The sequence below is a fragment of the Vibrio splendidus genome, assembly GCF_002873455.1.
Lineage (GTDB): Bacteria > Pseudomonadota > Gammaproteobacteria > Enterobacterales > Vibrionaceae > Vibrio > Vibrio splendidus_J.
The window spans coordinates 208,366-227,843 of the sequence record NZ_MCUN01000001.1; the positions used below are offsets into that span (position 1 = coordinate 208,366).

Here is a 19,478-nt window from a genome sequence, read left to right on the forward strand (position 1 = left end):
GTATCAAAAAACATCCATGTTTCTGGCTTTTATCTTGTGTACCACTAGAATTGTTACGAGTTATGAATAGAATAGTCACTGAAACTATTAAATAAGAAAAGTGGTGTAGATGAGCTATCACGTATTAGTCGTAGAAGATGATGTGGTAACCCGCAGTAAACTGGTTGGATACTTCCAGAACGAAGGTTACACCGTAAGCGAAGCTGAAAGCGGCGCTCAAATGAGAAACGTGTTAGAAGAAAACAACGTTGATCTCATTATGCTGGACATCAACTTACCAGGCGAAGATGGATTGATGCTAACTCGCGAATTACGCAGTCAATCAGACATTGGAATTATTTTAGTTACTGGACGCACGGATAGCATCGACAAAATCGTTGGCCTTGAAATGGGCGCTGACGATTACGTTACTAAACCCTTCGAACTTCGCGAGTTATTGGTTCGAGTTAAAAACTTACTTTGGCGTATTGCTGCTGCTCGTAAAACAGCGACGGGAGTGGTGGAACAAGCAGAAGATGAGTCTGTTGTTCGTTTTGGTGAGTGGACGTTTGATATTCCTCGCCGAGCGCTAAGCAAAAATGGTGAGCCGGTTAAACTGACTAAGGCTGAGTATGAGTTGCTAGTCGCACTCTCTTCTTACCCCAACCAAGTATTAAGTCGCGAACGTATTTTGAACATGATTAGCCACCGTGTGGATGCGCCTAATGATCGCACTATCGACGTGTTAATTCGCCGTATGCGTGCGAAGATGGAATTTGACCCTAAGAATCCACAAATATTTGTAACGGTTCACGGTGAAGGTTATATGTTCGCTGGTGACTGATTCCCTTAGGGAGCTACAACAAGTTGAACTAAAAAAGCCGAGACATCATTGATGTCTCGGCTTTTTATTATTTGGTGTTTTTACAGTTAATGAATTGAACACCTGCAACTTGCTAGGTTACTCAGTTTTACTTACTCGGCAGAGTTACTGATTCGCTTGCATTTATTGAGGCTGCGCCGCAGAAATACCACCGTCACCGTCACCGTCACCGTCACCGTCACCTTCAACTAAGCGAGAAGTTTCAGGAACAACAATTGGTTCTTCAATATTGTCAGCACTGGTATCTAGCCAATCTCGCAGGCTTTGCCACATCAACCCCATAGTTTCGTGCCAGTAACGCTCAGTCTGCTCAAGATAAAGAGCTTTCGGCATGTACTTATTCCAAGGTTCAACAATGCCTTCTTGTGCAAGGTAGTTGGTTGGGGCTGGTAATGGCTTCATACCAGCTGCATGGAATTCATTCAATGCACGAGTCATATGGCTAGCGGAAGTTACCAGTATCATTCTTTTATTTTTAACGAACGCAGCGGCTTGGCGGGCTTCTTCCCACGTGTCTTTTGCTGTTTCAAGCAGAATGATATCGGGTTTTGCGACACCTAGTGCTAACGCAACTTTTGCCATCATTCTAGCGTTGCTCACTTCAGTGCCTGCGCCATAGCCAGACAAAATGAGTTTTGCACCAGGATAAAGACGTAGAATACGAATTCCTTCACTTAAACGCATCAGGCCGGTGCGGCTAAGCTCTGATGTGGGTGGGATTTGGTCGTCGACGACGTGACCACTTCCGAGAACCATCACGTAATCTACGTTTTCGTCGACGGGTAAAAAAGCGGTGTGTTGCCTTTCCATTGGCATTAAAAGTTGACTAGAAACTGGCTGGAAAGCGATTAAGAAAATACCACAGAGGGCTGAAAGGGTAATTAGGCAACCCGTCTTCCTTTTGGTAGTAAACATCACTAGGGCTAAACCCAGAAAAGCGAGGATTAACATTGCTGGCAGTGGCATCAGTAACGAAGACACTACTTTTTTCAGCTCAAACATATCCGAATAGTCCGAAAAAACATCACTTAGTAGTAAAAAGAGACATCGCCTCTTTATTCCTGAAATTCCTGTGACAGAATAGCAGGCACGATAGGACATAATAACTCAAGTAGCCGTGACTGAAGACCGTAATTTCGACGATATTGCCCACAAATTTGCAAAAAATATTTACGGCTCTGACAAAGGAGAGATCCGTCAGATCATCGTATGGGAAGATTTAGAACAAGCTTTGAGAAAATTTGAGCAATCAGCTTCGCCGCTGCATGTGCTTGATGCCGGAGGTGGCCTTGCGCAGATGTCGCAAAAAATTGCGTCGCTTGGGCATAGAGTTTCTCTGTGTGACCTCTCTTCTGAAATGCTGAAGCTAGCAGAACAAAGCATCAGCGAGGCGGGTTTACTAGAACAGTATCGTTTTATCCATTCTCCAGTTCAGAATGTGGCGGAACATCTCGATGAGAAAGTCGATTTTGTGATGTTTCATGCTGTGATGGAGTGGTTAGCGAACCCTAAAGAGGCGCTTGATTTATTGTTGGAACAAGTAAAACCCGGTGGCGTTGCCTCGATAATGTTTTACAACCACCACGGATTAGTCCTGAAAAATGTGATTTGTGGCAACATTCCTCATGTATTGAATGGGATGCCACATCGAAAACGGTTTAAGCTGCAACCACAAAAAGGCTTAAAGCCTGAAGAGGTTTATCAATGGATAGAAGACGCTGGTCTAGAAATCTGTGGTAAATCAGGCATTCGCTCTTTTAGTGACTACATAGGTAATATGGAGTACATGGGCGATTACCAATTTGAAGATGTATTGGAACTAGAAAAACAGCTATGTCGCCAAGAGCCATATCTGTCGCTAGGCCGTTATATTCACGTTTGGGCTCAAAAACCTGCGCAATAACAGCGGTGAATGTGGTAAAAGAAGCCACAACATGCGCTATGCAATCGTAACAAGCCCGCGTCATAAAGAAATAGGCGTCATATCTAATACGTTCGATATGACGAAGAACAGTAACAGGAACCACAATGAGTGAAATGACTCAAACTGCCGAAGAGCAGCCAATTGATGAGTTGGTGGGCTGGGTCAAGCAGCATGATTTTTCATTAAACTTGCCACCAGAACGCTTAGCCTTTTTGATTGCTATCGCAGTACTAAGCAATGAAAGGTTCGATGAAGAGTTAGGCGAAGGTGAACTGCACGATGCATTTACCATTGTCACTCGACTGTTTGAAGATACTGGCGAAGCGTCTGCGTTTCGTGCCAACAATGCTATCAATGAGCTAGTTAAACAGAAGTTGATCAGCCGTTTTACTAGTGAAATTACTGATGGTGCGAGCATCTACCGCTTATCACCGTTGGCCGTTGGTATCTCAGATTATTATTTACGCCACCGTCAATTCTCTAAGTTAAAATTGTCGATTCAACTTTCGATGGTTGCAGATGAGATGGCTAAAGCGATTGAAGCTGCGCAAAAAGGCGGAACACCTGGTCACTGGCAAAAGAACGTTTATGGCGTTTTGAAATACTCAGTGGGTGAGATCTTCGATCAGATCGATTTAAACCAGCGTGTGATGGACGAGCAGCAACAAACCGTCAAACAGCAAATCGCTGATCTGCTTAATAAAGATTGGCGAGAAGCGATCAATAACTGTGAATCTTTGCTATCGGAAACCTCCGCCACGCTAAAAGAATTGCAAGACACCTTGCAAGCGGCTGGTGACGAACTGCAAACACAAATCCTCGATATTCAAGAAATTGTGTACGGTGATGATGAACTGGAGTTTGTTGGCGAAACCTTATTTGGTTTGCAAATGAAACTTGATCGAATCACAAGTTGGGGCCAACAAGCGATCGACTTATGGATCGGTTATGACCGCCATGTACATAAATTTATCCGTACCGCGATTGATATGGATAAAAACCGTGCCTTTAGCCAACGCTTGCGTCAGTCGGTCACTGACTACTTTGATGCGCCTTGGCTGCTGACGTATGCCGATGCTGACAAGCTGACCGATCTTCGTGACGAAGCCTTGGTGCTCCGTGATGATGAGGTGATGGGGCAAGCGCCAATCGACGTAGAGTACGAAGAATTCGAGCAAGTGAACGACCTGCTTTCAGACCGAATAGCAGAGATGTTAAAAGCTCACAAACAGCAAGGTGCGCCAATTGATCTTGGTCTTGTGTTACGCGATTACCTCGCAGCACACCCTCGCACACACCATTTTGATTTAGCCAGAATTGTTGTCGACCAAGCCGTGCGCTTAGGTTACTCAGCGTCTGACTATCAGGCTATTCAGCCAGATTGGCAGGCAATCAACGATTTCGGTGCAAAGGTACAAGCAAATGTCATTAACAAGTACTGATGATTACATGCCAGAGAAACTGGTAAAAGCGATAGCGAACCCGTTGTTTCCTGCGCTAGACAGCATGCTGCGCTCAGGTAAGCATGTTTCAACAGAAGACCTAGACAACCACGCGTTGCTTTCTGATTTCGAAGTTGAGCTTCAGCATTTTTATCAACGCTACAACACGGAACTCGTGAAAGCGCCGGAAGGTTTCTTCTACCTGCGTCCGCGTTCTACGTCTCTGATTGGTCGTAGTGTGTTGTCTGAGCTAGACATGCTTGTTGGCAAGGTATTGTGTTTCTTATACCTAAGCCCAGAGCGTTTAGCCCACGAAGGTATTTTTACCAATCAAGAGCTATTTGATGAGTTGATTTCGCTAGCGGATGAGAAAAAACTCATGAAACTGGCGACCAACCGAGCTTCGGGTTCTGACTTGGATAAAGAAAAGCTCTTTGAAAAAGTACGCACATCTTTACGTCGTTTACGTCGTATCGGCATGCTGATTGCGATTGGTGAAACGGGCAAGTTTCGAATCAGTGAAGCGGTATTCCGTTTTGGTGCTGATGTTCGTGTTGGCGATGACATGAAAGAAGCTCAGTTACGTCTTATCCGTGATGGTGAAGCCGTGGTTCACACACAAGAGCCAAACCAAGGCAGCTTGCTAAATGAAGAGCAAGCAGAAGCTGTATCTGAACTAGACGTAGACGAAAACGGTCAGCAAGACATTTTTAACGATCAAGCCGGCTTTGATGATGAATCAAACCTTGGCGAACAGAACAAAGTAGAAGGTGATGCATGATTGAAAGAGGTAAGTATCAATCATTAACCATGATCAACTGGAACGGCTTCTTTGCGCGTACTTTTGATATTGATGGATTGGTTACAACGCTTTCTGGCGGTAACGGTGCGGGTAAGTCGACCACAATGGCGGCATTCATCACGGCGTTAATCCCTGACCAAAGCCTTCTGCATTTCCGTAACACCACGGAAGCGGGTAGCTCACAGTCATCTCGTGATAAAGGCCTTTACGGTAAACTTCAACCTGGCGCATGTTACGCCGCGCTAGATGTGGTGAACTCTCGTAATCAACGCTTACTGTTTGCAGTAAAACTGCAGCAAGTAGCGGGTCGTGATAAGAAAGTCGACATCAAACCGTTTGTGATTCAAGGCCTTCCAAGCCATGTCAAGCCAACGGATGTATTGATTCAGAACGTTTCAGACAGTCACGCACGTGTATGTCAACTGAACGACGTGAAAGCGGCGGTTGCACAATATGAAGGCGCGCATTTTAAAGCGTTTTCTTCGATTGTAGATTACCATTCACAAATGTTTGAATACGGCGTAGTACCGAAGAAACTGCGTAACAGCAGCGATCGTTCTAAGTTCTATCGTTTGATTGAAGCATCGCTTTACGGTGGTATTTCTAGTGCAATTACACGTTCTCTGCGTGACTACCTTCTGCCTCAAAATGGTGGTGTGAAGAAAGCGTTCCAAGACATGGAATCAGCACTTCGCGAAAACCGCATGACACTTGAAGCGATCAAAACGACTCAGTCGGATCGTGACTTGTTCAAACACTTGATCACAGAATCGACCAATTACGTGGCAGCTGACTACATGCGCCATGCGAATGATCGCCGTAATAAGCTTGATCAAACCATGAAGTTCCGTGGCGAATTGTTTGGTTCGCGTGAAACCTTGCTTAATCAAAACAACCTGTTGAATCAAGTTCAAGAAGAGTTGGAGCAATTGGTTGATCAAGAATCTGCACTTGAGCAAGATTATCAAGCGGCTTCGGATCATCTTCAGTTGGTTCAAACTGCACTTCGTCAGCAAGAGAAAATTGCTCGCTACAGTGAAGATCTAGAAGAGCTTAACGAGCGTCTAGAAGAACAGATGATGGTGGTTGAAGAAGCTCAAGAACGAGTACTTCTTGCTGAAGAGCAGGCAACCATTACTGAAGAAGAAGTGGATAGCCTAAAAACTCAGCTTGCTGACTACCAACAAGCGTTGGATGTTCAGCAGACTCGTGCACTTCAATACCAACAAGCCGTTCAAGCGTTAGAAAAAACTAAGCAGTTGCTGGGTGATGACTCTATTACCGCAGAAAGCGCATTAACTCTGGTTTCTGAGCTAAAAGCACAAGAAGAATCAAGCACTCAAACGCTACTGTCGACTAAACACAAGCTAGACATGTCTTCTGCTGCGTCTGCGCAGTTCGACAAAGCGCTAGCTCTTGTTAAAAGCATTGTTGGCGATGTTGAGCGTAAAGACGCTTCTCACAGCGCTAAACAAGCGTTAGAGAAAGGCCGTAGCGCAAAACATGTTGTTGAAAACGAACAGCAATGGCGTGCACAGCACCGCGATATGGCTCGTGATGTAGCGCAGCAGCGTCAAGCTAAAGAGCTTGCAACCGAATACCAAAAGCAACACAACGTGTTACTCTCGGATGAAGCGATCTTTGATGAAGAACGCGAACGTCATGCTATGCAGATCGAGTCTCTTGAGTACGCTCAAGAAGAACTGCGTGAAGCGAAGAGTGAGCAACGTCGTGTGCAACAAAACCACGATCAAGAGATCCAAAAACTTGAGTCAATTGCTCCTGCATGGATTACAGCGAACGATGCCCTTGAAGCACTAAGAGATCAAACAAACGCTGAGCTAGAAGATAGCCAAGCGGTGATGACTCAAATGCAACAAGTGCTGGAAGACGAAAAGTCTCAATCAGTCGCTAAAGATCAATTGGCGACTCGTCGTGCGCAACTTGAGCAAGAGATTGAACGTTTAGCGTCTCCGGGCGGTTCTAATGATCCTCGTTTGAAAGGTCTAGCGGATACCCTTGGTGGTGTGCTGCTTTCTGAGATCTACGATGATATTACCATTGGTGATGCGCCATATTTCAGTGCGATGTATGGCCCTGCTCGTCACGCGATTGTCGTCTCTGACCTGGATGGTATCAAAGAGAAGCTGGTGGATCTTGAAGATTGTCCAGATGACCTTTACATCCTTGAAGGCGATGTCGATGCGTTTGATGATAGCTCATTCAATGCTGATGAGTTAGAGGGCGCAGTCTGTGTTCAGCTAAACGATCGCCAAATGCGTTATTCTCGTTTCCCTGAGATCCCACTGTTTGGCCGTGCGGCTCGTGAACAACGATTAGAGAAATTGCGTGAAGAGCGTGATGTTGTGGTTGAGAATCACGCGAAAGCAGCATTCGATTCACAGAAACTGAATCGCCTATACCAAGCATTCAATAGCTTTGTTGCTAAGCACCTACACGTTGCATTCAATGCAGACCCTGAACAGGCGTTAGTGTCTATTCGTGACAAGCGTAACCAGATTGTACGTTCTTTGGCTGAATTAAACTCTAAAGAGCAACAACAACGTAGCCAGCTTCTACAAAGCAAGCAGGCAATTGGTGCGCTAGACAAATTAGCACCAATGGTTCGTATTTTAGAAGACGAAACATTGGTTGAACGTCTTGCTGAATTGGAAGCGCAACTAGAGCGCTTGAGTGAAGCGAAGTCGTACTTGAACAACCATGGTAAAGCATTGGCTTCGCTAGAGCAGATCGTTTCAGCACTCGACGCTGACCCTGAACAGTTCGAGGCACTAGAAGCGCAATACCAACAAGCCGACCAAGCTCTACAAAGCTTGAAAGGCAAAGTGTTTGCTCTGTCTGACTTAATCGAACGTCGTCACTACTTTGCTTACGCGGATTCTGTTGATCTTCTAAACAAGAGCAGCGAACTGAGCGAGCAATTGAAAGCGAAGTTGGTTCAAGCAGAACAAGCAAGAACCAAAGGCCGTGATGGCTTGAAGCAAGCTCGCGAACAGATGAACCAGTACAACCAAGTATTGGCAGCACTGAAGAGCTCACATCAAGCGAAACAAGAAACGGTTCAAGAGTTTAAACAAGAGCTTCAAGAGTTTGGCGTAAATGCAGATGAAGGCGCTGAAGAACGTGCTGTACGTCGTCGTGATGAATTGCATGAGCGTTTGCACACTTCACGTGGTCGTAAGAGTGAATACGAGCGTACCATTACGTCGACTGAACTTGAGATGAAAGCACTGGCTAAGCGTCTTAAGAAAGTACAGAAAGAGTACACCGAGCTTCGAACCTTCGTTGTTGCAGCGAAAGCGGGTTGGTGTTCAGTACTTCGTTTAGCGCGTGAGAATGATGTTGAACGTCGTCTGCATAAACGTGAGTTGGCTTACCTAACGGCAGGCGAGCTTCGCTCTATGTCGGATAAATCACTGGGTGCACTGCGTTTGGCTGTGTCTGACAATGAAGACCTACGTGATTCGCTGCGTCTATCTGAAGACAACGCGCATCCAGAGCGTAAAGTTCTGTTCTACATTGCGGTTTACCAACACCTTCGTGAGCGCATTCGCCAAGACATCATTCATACGGATGATCCGGTTGAAGCAATCGAAGAGATGGAAGTTGAGCTAGCTCGACTAACAGAAGAACTGACGCAGCGTGAAAACCGCTTAGCGATCAGCTCTGAGTCAGTAGCAAGCATCATCAAGAAAACGATTCAGCGTGAGCAGAACCGTATTCGTATGCTGAACCAAGGTCTGTCGAACATCTACTTTGGTCAGGTTAAGGGCGTGCGTTTGAACGTTAAGATCCGTGAAAGCCACGAGATCTTGCTATCAGGGCTAGCGACTCAACAAGAGCAGCATAAAGACTTGTTTGAATCAACGCGCTTTACCTTCTCAGAAGCGATGGCGAAGTTGTTCCAACGAGTGAACCCGCATATCGATATGGGTCAACGTTCTCCGCAAGTTCTTGGTGAAGAGCTACTGGATTACCGTAACTACCTAGAGCTGAGTGTTGAAGTTAACCGTGGTTCAGATGGTTGGTTGCAAGCGGAATCGGGCGCACTGTCTACGGGTGAGGCGATCGGTACGGGTCAGTCAATCCTATTGATGGTTATTCAGAGCTGGGAAGAAGAATCTCGTCGACTTCGTAGTAAAGATATCGTTCCATGTCGTTTGTTGTTCCTTGATGAAGCAGCACGTTTGGATTCTAAGTCGATCTCTACGCTGTTTGAACTGTGTGACCGCTTAGGCATGCAACTTCTGATTGCAGCACCTGAAAATATTAGCCCAGAGAAAGGTACAACCTACAAACTGGTTCGTAAGGTCTTTAAAGACCACGAACACGTTCATGTAGTTGGCTTGCGTGGTTTTGCTCAAAATAAACCAGTATCTCCAGTTCAAGAGCTTATCGAAGAAACTGAGCAATAACTTTGATAGCCGAGCAATAACCTTGATAGCTGAGCTATAAGCTCGAAAGCGACTCAATGATATTTATTCAAAGCCCCTAATCATTAGGGGCTTTTTCGTATCTCGAATCTAATTTTCTGCATTCAAACTCTTCATCCAATCCACTCTCATAGTTACTGATAAGACCACTCATACCTTATGGTTATTATCAGTGGAACTTGTTTGAGGTCACACGCACAAAACCACAAATAATGTATGGTAATGACATAGATTTAATAATATTAATAATATTGTATTACTTGAATTTTTAATTATTGATAACTCGCGTGTGCGAAAGGTAAAGGTAGGACTTAGGTATGATTCAAATCGTTATTGATGGGAAATATCGAATTGTCGAACAAGGACAAACCGTTCTTGAGGCGGCAAAAACATGTGGTTTGGAGATCCCATCTTTATGTGGTTTGAATAAAACAGCGGATAAAGTACCGTGTGATTTATGTGTTGTCGAAGTCGAAGTCGATGGCGTTACTCGTTCTTGTGAACTTGAAGTGTCTAACGGATTAAGTATTACGACTCAGTCAAAACAGCTAACGAATCATCGACAAGAAGCGCTGAACCGTATTATGACAGACCATTACGCCGACTGTGAAGCGCCATGCCAAACAGCGTGTCCAGCTGGGGTCGATATCCAATCTTACCTACATCATATTGCTCAAAATGATCACATCAAAGCGATAGAGGTGATCAAAAAGACGCTACCGATGCCGCTTTCAATTGGTCGTGTATGTCCTGCTTTCTGTGAAACCGAATGTCGTCGTAACTTGGTCGATGAATCCATCGCGATTCGCCAACTCAAACGACATGCAGCGGACGCGGATCTAGCCGCTCAAGAGAGCTACATGCCTCCTAAGAAGCCAAATAAAGGCAAGCGCGTAGCAATCGTCGGTAGTGGCCCCGGTGGTCTTACGGCAGGCTATTATTTGTCGAATGAGGGCTATGACGTCAGTGTTTATGAGTCGATGCCTAAAGCGGGTGGTTGGCTGCGTTACGGTATCCCTGAATATCGCTTACCAAAGTCGATTCTAGATAAAGAAATTGAGCTGATGTGTCGTAACGGGATGGCCGTTGAATGTGACAAAAAGTTGGGCGTTGATTTTACATTGTCGGATTTAAGCAACGACTTCGATGCGGTTTGTTTGGCGGTTGGTGCATCGCAAGCGGTTGAAATGAACTATCCAGGTAGCGAGCTTGGCGGCTGCTATCTAGGTGTGGATTATCTAAAAGATTACGTGACCGATCAGCATTATGTCACTGGCAAGAAGGTTGCAGTGATCGGTGGTGGTAATACCGCCATTGATTGCGCTCGAACTGCGGTGCGTGATGGCGCTGATACTACGCTGATTTACCGCCGTACTCGAGATGAAATGCCTGCAGAAGATTACGAAATTGAAGAAGCTGAACATGAAGGCGTTAAGTTCCACTTCTTGACTAACCCAGCAGAAAACATAGCCGATGGAAACGGCCATGTTTCAGAAATACGACTAGAACGTATGGCTTTGGGGCCGGCTGATGCTTCAGGTCGTCGCAGCCCTAAACCAACTGGCGAGTTCTTTGTTGAAGCGTTTGATACGGTTATTGCTGCCGTGTCGCAAAAGCCTGATCTGAGCTTTATGGACAATGAAGCGATTGATATTCCTCTTACTCGTTGGAATACCGCTGATGCCGATCCGCAAACCATGCATACCGGTACCGGCAATATCTTCAGTATCGGTGATTTTCGACGCGGCCCTGCAACCGCAGTGGAAGCTGTTGGAGATGGGCGTATTGCTGCACAGGCGATAGATCGCTTCTTCCACGGTGATATGGAAAATATTCCGGCCAAACCGTTTAACTCAAGAAAGCACAAGCAGCTTAAAGCGGTGGATCCTGAGCAATACAAATCCATACAGCGTATGGCGCGTAAGATCATGCCAGAGTTAACGCCCGAGCAGCGTGAACAAAGCTTCGATGAAGTCGAAACAGGTTTTGATAATGCCGATGCAATTGCGGAAGCTGCAAGATGTCTAGAATGTGGCTGCCAAGCCAACACCGATTGCGATCTACGAGACTACTCGACCGAATATAAGGCAACGCAAACACATCCAGAATACAAAATCGATGTGGCTTCGAATGATAGCTGGCAGGCGATATGCGTAGAAGAAGCGAAGGTCGGTTTAACAAGACAAAAATTTTCAGTTGATGACAGTTCAGAGTTTATTATCTTTGATGCCAACCGCTGTATCAGTTGCGGGCAGTGCATCCAAGCGTGTCGCGAACAGAATGTTCATGGCGTTTTAAGCTTCATGAATCAATCTGATGGCAAGCCTGCATCAAGACCTGAATGTCGTCCTAATTTTGGGGCAGACAAGACCTTAATGGGCGATTCAAACTGCGTTCAATGTGGATCTTGTATTCAGGCATGTCCAACTGGTGCAATGGTGGATGCTCGTGATAGAAAGCAGGGAGACACAGACCTACTCAAGAAAGTCGATACCATCTGCACCTATTGTGGTGTGGGCTGTAAGCTAACGATGCATATCGATGAACAGAAAAACAAAATCCGTTATATCGAAGGCGGTGACTCTCCGGTTAATGAAGGCATGTTGTGTGTTAAGGGGCGATTCGGCTTCGATTTTGTGGGCAGTGAAGCGCGTTTAACTACACCATTAATTCGTAAAGATGGCTGGTTGCAACCTGCAAGCTGGGAAGAAGCGATTAAGCTCATTGCTGATAAATTTACCGCGATTAAACAGGGCTTTGGTAGCAATGCTTTGGCGGGCTTCTCGTCGGCGAAAACCACCAATGAAGATAACTATGCTTTTCAAAAATTCATACGCCGTGAATTAGGCACCAATAACGTCGATCACTGTGCTCGTCTTTGTCATGCTTCTACTGTTACAGGTTTAGAGGCTTCGCTAGGCAGTGGTGCAATGACCAATGATATTCCAAGTATCAAGCACTCAGATGTGATCTTTATTATTGGTTCAGACACTACTTCAGCACACCCAATTATTGGCTCGCACATCAAACAAGCGGTGAGGCATAGTGGAGCGCGATTGATCGTTGCTGATCCAAAACGAATCGATATTGCTGACCATGCTGAGCTTTACTTAGCGCACCGACCGGGCACCGATGTGATGCTGATTAACGGCGTGATGCAGCAGATCATCAAACACGGTTGGTACGATCAAAACTATATTGATGATCGTGTTGACGGCTTTGATACCTTATTGCAAGAAGTCATGTCACCAAGCTACTCACTTGATAAAGTTGAATTAGTGACTGGCGTGAAAGCGGAAGATATCTTCGCGATGGCTCGCTTGATTGGTACTGCAGAACGCACCGCAGTGTATTATTCGATGGGTATTACGCAACACACTACAGGTCACGACAACGTACGTTCAATCGCTAATCTACAACTCTTGTGTGGCAACATTGGTATTGAAGGCGGTGGTATAAACCCGTTACGTGGTCAATCCAATGTTCAGGGTGCGTGTGATATGGGTGCATTGCCGAACAACCTTCCAGGTTATCAGAAAGTGTATAACCCGATAGTTCGTCAAAAATTCGCGATGGAGTGGGGTGTTTCTGACTTACCAGCGGAAGCGGGGTTAACGCTCACCGAAATTATTGATGGAGCGTGCCATCGAGATGTTCGTGGTCTGTATGTCATGGGGGAGAACCCAGTGTTGAGTGACCCGAATCAAGCGCACGTGATTGAAGGCCTTGAAGCGTTGGATTTCCTCGTCGTTCAAGACATCTTCTTAACCGAAACCGCTCAGTATGCCGATGTGGTTCTGCCTTCTTGTTCGTTTGCCGAAAAGTCTGGCCACTTTACTAATACCGAGCGCCGTGTTCAGCGCATTAACCCGGCGGTTAATCCTCCTGGTGAAGCGAAGGAAGACTGGGTGATTATTCAAATGCTAGCCAACGCAATGGGCGGCGGTTGGGATTATAACACTGTTGCCGACATCACCAATGAGATAGCAAGAGTGACTCCACAATACGGCGGTTTACGTTGGGAGAACATTACGGTTAATGGTGTTCAATGGCCAAGTAACAAGAATAACCCTGACGGTACGCGTATCATGCACCAGACTCAGTTCACTCGCGGGCGTGGTCAAATGGAAGCGATTCCGTTTAGATACGCAGCAGAGCTTCCTGATGCTGAATACCCGCTAGTGTTAACGACAGGTCGCATCCTAGAGCAGTTCCACACCGGAACCATGACACGTAAAACCAAAGGTCTTGATAACTTAGCAGGACCGCGTGCGATGGTGAGTGTTCATGATGCCGAAGCGTTAGGTATCTCAAATGGCCAGATGCTCAAAGTATCAACCCGTCGTGGAGAAATTGAAATCGCGGCATTTGTGACCAAACGAATGCAAAAGGGCGTGGTCTTTATTCCATTCCATTTTGTCGAATCTCCAGTGAATCGCTTAACCACGACTGCAACCGATCCGCACGCTAAGATCCCAGAATTTAAAGTGGCTGCAGTGCGCATTGACCCGATTCTTGAGTCTGAAACAGAAGCAATAGAAGCTTAGTTCCGAGCGTTAAGCTAATTAACGACAGGCATTAAAAAGCCGCGTAACTCTCAAAGTTATGCGGCTTTATTGATTGAGCTAGACTCGATGTCAAATGACCTAGGTAGTCACCTAGTTTGAAGCGAGTTCGTTACCGTGAACACCAAATTGCTTAGCGGCGTAAGCAACGCGCTCTGCAGGTTTTGGATATTCAGCTGGCGTGCCTAGGTTTTCAATATGATGCAAGCGAGGTAATAAACCCGCACCGTTTGCAATCTGTATTGCTAGTCCTGGACGAGCGTTTAGCTCTAGTACCATTGGGCCTTCTTCTTGGTCTAAAACCATGTCAGTACCCATGTAACCAAGGCCGGTCATTTCCCACGCGCTTGATGCTAGCGTTAGCAGCTTTTCCCAATGCGGTACTTGAAGTTGTGCCAACTCTTTGTCCGTGTCTGGGTGGTGAGTCACAGGGTGGTCAAATTGAACTGCACGAACGGCTTTACCAGTAGCGATACAGATGCCCACACCCACAGCGCCTTGGTGCAAGTTTGCCTTGCCGTCAGAAGCTGAAGTAGAAAGACGCATCATAGCCATCACTGGGTAGCCTTTGAATACGATAATTCGTACATCTGGCACACCTTCATAACTGAAGCCATCAAAACACTCGTCAAACTTGATGAGGTTTTCAACCACAGCTACGTCGTTCTTACCACCCAGTGAGAAAAGACCCGCGAGAGCGTTACTGATGTGACGCTCTACGTCTTCTTCATTGATAGTCGACCCTGATGGCTTGGTATAAACACCATCCTTGTGAGAAATAACAACAAGGATACCTTTACCACCACTGCCTTGAGCGGGTTTGATTACAAACCCCGGCCACTCTTTAACCATCTTGTGGATTGTTTTTACTTCAGCTTGGTGACTAATAACGCCAATCAGTGTTGGTACAGTTGCACCAGCTTGTTCAGCAATAATCTTAGTCTTAAGCTTGTCATCAACGAGTGGATACTTGGAACGATCATTGTAGCGACCAATATAGCTATGGTTACGCTTGTTCATTCCCATTATGCCTTTGTCTTTCAACTTAAACGGCGAAGTAAATTGATCAAACATAACTTAGTCCTCCGCTAGCGGTTTAAAGCGACGAAGCTCGGTTAGACGGTAGCCTGTGTAGTTACCTAGTAGCAAGATGGTCGCTAGAATAACAAGCTGTAAACCAATAAAGTTAAACGTTAAGTGTTGGATGAACGGGTTAGTCATGCCTAAGTAAACAAGTACCGCGGTAAATAGCGAACCACCACCTTGTAGCACGACTTCTTTCGCACCTTCTTCTTCCCATAGGATAGACATACGTTCGATAGTCCAAGATAGGATAATCATTGGGAAGAACGTAATAGATAGACCTTCAGTTAGACCGACTTTAAACGCCACTACAGTAAACACAGAAATAATCATGATTACCGTGATGATTACGGCGGATATCCTGGCGACCAGTAGCAAGTTGAGCTTGGACAGGTAACTTCGAATAATAAGCCCGGTACCTACGATAAGTAGGAAACCGACAATACCCGTTACCAATTGTGTTTGTACAAAAGCTACCGCAATCAGCACTGGCATGAACGTACCAGACGTTTTCAATCCGATGATGACACGCAGGAACACTACAATCAGAGCACCGATAGGAATCAGCATGATGGTTTTAAACATCGCTTGCTCTTCTAGCGGCAGACTATGAATGGATAGGTTTAACAGCTGATCGGCAGAGACTTTACTGTTGGTTGCTTCAGTGGGAGTAACCTCTTGAGCAATCATAGAGAAGTGAACTTTACTGTTCTGACCGCCAACCACGTCTAATAGAGATACATTTGACTCATCCCAAATTAGCAGGTTTGGCTGAACTTGCTGTTCGCTTGATTCAGGAGAGAATAAAACCCACTGGTCGTTATCCCAGATTTGGTTCATTTGCTGGATAGATTGACGACGACGTCCATCTTCTAGCTCGATAACGCCAACCACTTTATTGTGGATATTTGCTGCTGAAAGTAGCTTGTGTGTCGCTTCAACTTTGCTCATGTTATTCAGAATCAACGCAGAGTTTTGGCTGTCTGGATCATTAAGCGTTTTGATAAGTTCGCGAGTGAAGGTGATGTTGTCTGCTGAGCGTTTGGTTGCTCGGTCAATCAATGCCAACGCTGCCGCTTCTTCTGGGCCATCAAAACTTGGTTGCGTAATTTCACCTTCTGGTGGGATCGCATCAATTTTTGCTTGGTTATCGACTAGGAATTGAGTCTTGTAGTAGATGGTTTGCGGGCCATCTGCGTGGCGAATAGACCATTCTGCACGGCGACCTGAATCTGTATTCAAGTAAGAGATGCCGTAACCTGGTGACGAAGCTGACTCACCAATAAGGGTGTAATTAGACTGAGTGTGAGGAGCCGCTAATGAAACTTTTGCTTCTTTACCAACCGCATTGAACTCGATTCGAGCTTCAACGTCCCAAACCTGCCTGGTTTCCCCTGGAGTCCAAGGTACACCGTAGGTGGTATGTCTGAACATACTCAGTGTTATACCTGCCACGATGAGCAGGAAAATAGAGATATAAAATGGAATTCTTGACGTCATAGCTTACCCTACTATTGTTATTTAACTTCCGTTTGTACGTACTTTTTACTTACATCTACTAGCGCTATGTCTTTGATAAATTCGCGCCCTAGTAATACAGGGTGACTCATTTGAGAGCGATCCGCCAATGTAAATTGCGCTTTTTCATGGATTTTTCCAACTTTTACCCATAATTCGATCACAGCTCGACGTTCTGTCTGGTCATTCGTTGACTGACGGATTTTTACATACCGCACAACGGGCGCTTCAATCCATTTTTGGTCTTCTACAGCTTGTGCTTTATCAGCCAAATGGAATCTCACCCAGTCTTTACCGTTACGTTCGAATTCTTTGATATCGACAGCATTTAAAGAAGAAGTGGTTGCGCCAGTATCAACGCGTGCATCAAAGCTTTGTTTGATCGAGTCGATAGACACTTTTTCGATTCCGCCAAGGATGGTCGGTTGTAACGTAGTCGTGATAGGAGTCGCTGCTACGACGACGGGTTCTTTTTCCTCTAGCTCTTCAATAACCTTGTGTTCCATACTGGTTAGGTGAACATCTAATTGACTAGAAAGAGTGGTGATTTCGTCTTCTAAGCTTTCAATATAATCACTTTGATTACTTAGTTGTAGTTCAAGATTTTGAACCTTATTTGCGATGTTTGTCTCTGAGCGGGCAATAGCGTCGAGAGTTTCTTGGTGGTAGGTAGCACCGTTCGTGAGGGTACAACCAGAGAGCAAACCAACCGCCACGATAGGCGATAATCGCTTAAACATATAAAAAACCTTTGAGAATTAGAGAATAGTTCAGACTATTTAGTAGTTTATCCCACAAAAAAGGACGCGTGAAGCATCCTATTGTAAGAGTCTGGTCATATTGAATCGCTATGTGAGCGCTACGAAAATTATTGTGATATTAGTTCGTTTATTTGTTAAACATGAGCGTAACTTTTATACAATTCATGCTCTTGCTAATCAAAACTTACACATATAAATAACTAAGACTTCGTGACCACAGAATTTATGACTTGGTTCTATAGAAATTACGGTTTCGTTGCTACAAGAACGGCACGTCTTGGCGCAGGGTGACCTTCAACCGTTTTACTTGGATCGTTCGGATCGAGGTAATCTGGAAGAGAGTTGTGTGTCATCCATTCTGTTGTGCGTTGTTCGCCAATAGTCGTGACATTTTCGTCAACGATACGCACGTCTTCAAAGCCAACTTGTTCAAGCCAGCGTTTCAGTGCGCGAGCAGAAGGGAAGAAGTACACATTTCTCATTTGCGCGTAACGGTCAACAGGGACCAATACCGCATTCTCGTCACCTTCAATTACCAAGGTTTCAAGAACCAACTCACCGCCAGATGCCAATTGGTCTTTCAGCTGAATCAAGTGATCCAGTGGTGAACGACGGTGGTACAGCACACCCATGCTAAATACAGTGTCGTAGGCCTCTAGTTTTGGCAGTTGCTCAATACCTAAAGGTAATAGGTGAGCTCGTTGGTCATCGCCCATTAGCTTACGAATCGCTTCAAACTGAACTAAGAATAGGTGAGAAGGGTCGATACCCACCGTTAGGCGAGCGCCTTCACCTAGCATGCGCCACATGTGGTAACCATTACCACAACCCACATCAAGCACAGAGCGGTTTTTCAATGGAGAAATATGTGGAAGGACACGGTCCCATTTCCAGTCACTGCGCCACTCAGTATCGATATGAATATCGTGAACGGTATAAGGCCCTTTTCTCCATGGGTGGAAGGTCTTTAGTAAGCTTTCTAACTTTTTAAGTTCACCTGTGTGAAATGGTGTCGAGCTGCCAATGGTTACTGAGTTTTTCAGGTCAACTTGGTCTGGTAAAGCTTGTGGGATTTTGTTTAGCGCACGTAACCAACGGTCGAAGTCGCCGTGCTCTGCATTTTGCCAATCTGTCAGTTGTTGTGGCAGAACATTTAACCACGGCTGAAGGCGAGTATCTTGGGCAATAAGTTGATAAAAATTAGCAAAATTAAACATGGGTAATATTAACCGTTGTGGAATTCATAATGTGTACAGCTTTATAGCCATAACACAGGAAATTAATGGCTAAAGTATGAAAGCTTCAGACTTTGGCCAATTGTGGTTCAGCGCTATTTAATAGCGAACATCGACCCAAAGTTAAAGCATTGGAACCAGACTTCGCTGCTTGAGAAACCAATCTTTTCAAAGCGTTCCTTGTGGACAGGGATCGAGTCTGGACGCATCACGTTTTCGATCGCACTACGTTTTTGGCTGACTTCAAGCTCGCTGTATCCATTGGCACGTTTGAAATCATGGTGCAGGTCGATAAGCAGTTCATTTGAACTCTCATCTTCGAATACGTATTTTTCTGACAGGATTAAGATCCCACCCGGGCGCAAACCTGCGTAAATTCTCTCAAGCAAAGCGTATCGGTCGTCTGGAGACAGAAACTGCAGCGTAAAGTTAAGAACCACAACTGAGGCGTCTTTAATTTCTACTTCACGGATGTCGGCTTCAATGACTTCTACTGGCGTGTCACTGCGGTAAGCATTAACGTGCAGCTTGCAGCGTTCAACCATTGCTTGTGAATTATCAATAGCGAAAATGGTACAGCCTTCTTGCTTAATATGGCGACGCATCGAAAGTGTCGCCGCGCCAAGAGAGCAGCCAAGGTCGTAAATATTTGAATGTGGCTTTACAAAGCGCTCAGCCAGCATGCCGATTGCGGAGATAATGTTGCTATAGCCAGGTACCGAGCGTTGAATCATATCCGGAAATACTTCAGCAACTCTTGCATCAAAGGTGAAGTCTCCAATTTTATCAATAGGAGCGGAAAAGATATTGTCTGTATTGCTCATGGCATTTT

12 protein-coding genes are annotated in these 19,478 nt (G+C 45.4%); 6 read left to right on the plus strand and 6 right to left on the minus strand.

All coding sequences use genetic code 11. The features are described 5' to 3' along the window. Positions 1-109 precede the first annotated feature (109 nt). The gene (torR, locus tag BCU75_RS00900; protein WP_076679004.1) at positions 110-823 is read left to right on the plus strand and encodes a two-component system response regulator TorR; all 714 of its coding nucleotides are present in this window, start codon (positions 110-112) and stop codon (positions 821-823) included. 162 nt (positions 824-985) lie between these two features. Here torR and elyC read toward each other — a convergent pair whose 3' ends face one another. After that, positions 986-1,864 (minus strand): envelope biogenesis factor ElyC, encoded by an 879-nt coding sequence (gene elyC, locus BCU75_RS00905; RefSeq protein ID WP_102472686.1) that lies wholly within the window; start codon positions 1,862-1,864, stop codon positions 986-988. 115 nt (positions 1,865-1,979) lie between these two features. Here elyC and cmoM point away from each other — a divergent pair, with 115 nt between their 5' ends. The 5 genes from cmoM to fdhF all read left to right on the plus strand — a co-directional run bounded on the left by cmoM (position 1,980) and on the right by fdhF (position 14,031). After that, positions 1,980-2,765 (plus strand): tRNA uridine 5-oxyacetic acid(34) methyltransferase CmoM, encoded by a 786-nt coding sequence (gene cmoM / locus BCU75_RS00910; protein ID WP_076679002.1) that lies wholly within the window; start codon positions 1,980-1,982, stop codon positions 2,763-2,765. 125 nt (positions 2,766-2,890) lie between these two features. Next, complete coding sequence (gene mukF, locus BCU75_RS00915; RefSeq protein ID WP_076679001.1) at positions 2,891-4,228, plus strand: chromosome partition protein MukF; 1,338 nt, start codon at positions 2,891-2,893, stop codon at positions 4,226-4,228. Further along, entirely contained in the window at positions 4,209-5,009 is an 801-nt protein-coding gene (mukE, locus tag BCU75_RS00920) for a chromosome partition protein MukE (protein ID WP_076679000.1), read from the plus strand. Before mukF ends, mukE begins: the two co-directional genes overlap by 20 nt. Beyond that, entirely contained in the window at positions 5,006-9,466 is a 4,461-nt protein-coding gene (gene mukB, locus BCU75_RS00925) for a chromosome partition protein MukB (protein WP_102472687.1), read from the plus strand. Before mukE ends, mukB begins: the two co-directional genes overlap by 4 nt. A gap of 335 nt (positions 9,467-9,801) precedes the next feature. Beyond that, a complete protein-coding gene (gene fdhF / locus BCU75_RS00930; RefSeq protein ID WP_102472688.1) occupies positions 9,802-14,031 on the plus strand; it encodes a formate dehydrogenase subunit alpha in 4,230 nt (1,409 codons plus the stop codon). Positions 14,032-14,142: 111 nt separating this feature from the next. Here fdhF and BCU75_RS00935 read toward each other — a convergent pair whose 3' ends face one another. The 5 genes from BCU75_RS00935 to cmoA form a co-directional block, all read right to left on the minus strand. Continuing rightward, positions 14,143-15,123 (minus strand): alpha-L-glutamate ligase-like protein, encoded by a 981-nt coding sequence (locus tag BCU75_RS00935; RefSeq protein WP_076678997.1) that lies wholly within the window; start codon positions 15,121-15,123, stop codon positions 14,143-14,145. Positions 15,124-15,126: 3 nt separating this feature from the next. Continuing rightward, positions 15,127-16,632 (minus strand): inactive transglutaminase family protein, encoded by a 1,506-nt coding sequence (locus tag BCU75_RS00940; RefSeq protein WP_076678996.1) that lies wholly within the window; start codon positions 16,630-16,632, stop codon positions 15,127-15,129. 17 nt (positions 16,633-16,649) lie between these two features. Next, positions 16,650-17,390 (minus strand): ATP-dependent zinc protease family protein, encoded by a 741-nt coding sequence (locus BCU75_RS00945; protein ID WP_076678995.1) that lies wholly within the window; start codon positions 17,388-17,390, stop codon positions 16,650-16,652. Positions 17,391-17,656: 266 nt separating this feature from the next. Next, a complete protein-coding gene (cmoB, locus tag BCU75_RS00950; protein ID WP_102465792.1) occupies positions 17,657-18,628 on the minus strand; it encodes a tRNA 5-methoxyuridine(34)/uridine 5-oxyacetic acid(34) synthase CmoB in 972 nt (323 codons plus the stop codon). 113 nt (positions 18,629-18,741) lie between these two features. After that, complete coding sequence (gene cmoA / locus BCU75_RS00955; RefSeq protein WP_102472689.1) at positions 18,742-19,470, minus strand: carboxy-S-adenosyl-L-methionine synthase CmoA; 729 nt, start codon at positions 19,468-19,470, stop codon at positions 18,742-18,744. Positions 19,471-19,478: the final 8 nt, after the last annotated feature.